The organism is Acidiphilium sp. (assembly GCF_049977125.1).
Classification (GTDB): Bacteria; Pseudomonadota; Alphaproteobacteria; order Acetobacterales; family Acetobacteraceae; genus Acidiphilium.
Map to the genome: position 1 here is coordinate 8,093 of NZ_JBMFGY010000111.1, position 2,088 is coordinate 10,180.

2 protein-coding genes are annotated in these 2,088 nt (G+C 68.3%); both read right to left on the reverse strand.

Going from position 1 to position 2,088, the window contains the following annotated elements:
* On the reverse strand, positions 1–1,496 hold a 1,496-nt coding region (locus tag ACP5E6_RS13870), incomplete at its 3' end, for a TolC family outer membrane protein (protein WP_427954909.1).
* Positions 1,497–1,566: 70 nt separating this feature from the next.
* Positions 1,567–2,088 (reverse strand): protein-L-isoaspartate O-methyltransferase family protein (locus ACP5E6_RS13875; protein ID WP_427954910.1); only part of this gene is annotated, 522 nt, incomplete at its 5' end.

The following is a 2,088-nucleotide window of genomic DNA, read 5'->3' on the forward strand; positions in this document are numbered from 1 at the left end:
GGTGGTTGGTTCAGAAGCGTGCCGTCAGGACTGATCCCCGCCCGCGCGTAAGCTTCGTTGCCATTGCCGAACAAGGCGTCCTTGACCTGATCGTAATATTTCAGATCGTCGTAATGCGTGACCGGCAGGGCCAGATCGGTCGCGGTCAGCCGCCCGATCGCCGCGGCGATCGCGTAGGATTCATCGACCACATTGGCGATGTTCTGGATCTGCGTGGTCTGGGCGTTGAACAGGAGCTGCTGGGCGTTCAGCACGTCCAGCGTGTCACGCGTGCCGACGATTTCCTGGCGTTCGGTGCCGTCGAGCGCGATCGCGTCCGACCGGATCTGCTCCTGCGTGCTGCGCACCGCCGCCTTCGAGGCGATCAGCCCTTCCCAGGCCTGGGTCGCCGATTGCACCGCGGTGCGCCGCGCGTCGATCACGCCGGCGTCGGCGAATTGCACCTTGTCGCGCGCCTGACGGATCGCGGCGTATTCCGAGCCGCCCTGATACAGCGGCACGGTCAGATTGGCCAATACCTGCCCGCCGTTGGCGGTGGTGTTCGGGCCGCTCGGATTGTTCTGGTTGAACGCCGAGGCCGAGACCGAAAGCTGCGGCGCCAGTGCTGCGATCGCGACATCGACGGCGTCGTGATCGGCGCTCTGGGTGAACAGGGCGGCGACCACGTCGGGGTTGTTGATCATCGCCTGGCGCACCAGATCGTCGCGCCCCTTGATCGGCAGAGCCAGCGGTTGCGGCGGCACCAGCGCCGCCGCCGGATCGGCCCCGACCAGCTGGCGGAAGGTCGCGTTGGCGATGTGCAGATTGCCGTTCGCCACCTCGACCTGCTCCTGCGCGCCGGCGAGCGAGGCCTTGGCCTGGGCGACCGAGGTTTCGGTGATTTCGCCGACCTTGAACTGATCCTCCACCGCGCGCAGCTGCTGGCGCAGCACCCGGCGGTTGTTGATGTCGAGCGCGAGCAACTGCCGATCGGTGATCACCGTCACATAGGCCTGCACCACCTTGCTGAACACGCTTTGTTCGGTCGAGAGCAATTGCGCGCGGGCGGCATAGACGCTGTTTTTCGCCTCATGGGTCTTCGCCACGGTGGCGCCGCCGCTGTAGAGCGGCTCGGTCACGGTCACCTGCCCGATCATCTCGTTGCGGGTCTGCGGCAGCGTGACGTGGTTGATCTGGGTGATGCCCGGTGCAATGGTCGAGGGCACCTGTTCGGTGCTGCTGCCGGTGATCCGCCCGGCGGTGCCCTGCAATTCGATGGTCGGGCGCCAGCCGGCCAAAGCGGCGGGGACGGTTTCATCGGTCGCGCGGAGATTGGCGCGCTGTTCCTGCAGGGTCGGGTTGTTGGCATAGGCCTCGGCCAGCGCCTCGGTCAGGGTGCTTGGCCGGGCGTTGGGCCGGGCGTTGGGCCGGGCGTTGGGTGCGGCGAGCGCCAGGGGCTGAGCCAGCCAAAGCCCCACCGGCACCAGCGCGCAAAGGGCAGTCATTCGACGACGCATGATCATCCTTGTGCAAGCATTGAGAAACGATGATGGAGGTTCGCGCTGACGGGGCGGTGGTGGCACATCATCAGAACACGAACGCCGGCTCGGGATCAAATCCGGGCAGCTTGCTGACCTGACAATCCGCCAGCACATGCTGCGCGAGGCCCGCGCCGCTGCGTTCGGCGCGAACGATCCGCCCGACGCCACGCTGACGCACGATGGCGATCACCCGGCCGGCCGGGGTCAGCTGGCTGGACAGGGCGGCGGGCAGCGCCTCGATCAAGCCTTCGATCACGATCAGGTCGAACGGTGCGTGCTGCGGCGCGCCATCGCGCAGCCGCCCCGCGAGCAACCGCACCTCCGGCGCTTCGGCGGCGAGCGCCGCCGCGGCGAGCGCCCGCAGCTCGGCATCGGGTTCGAGGGCGAACACCGTGCCGCCGCAGGAGGCGAGCACCGCCGCGCCGTAGCCGGTGTTCGCGCCGATCACGAGAACGCGCTCGCCGGGACGGATCGCGGCGAAGGCGGCGAGCTTGCCGATCGTGAGCGGCGAGGGCATCACCCGCCCGCCGCCGAGCGGCAGTTCAGCCCCGCCGCCGAGCGGCAGTTC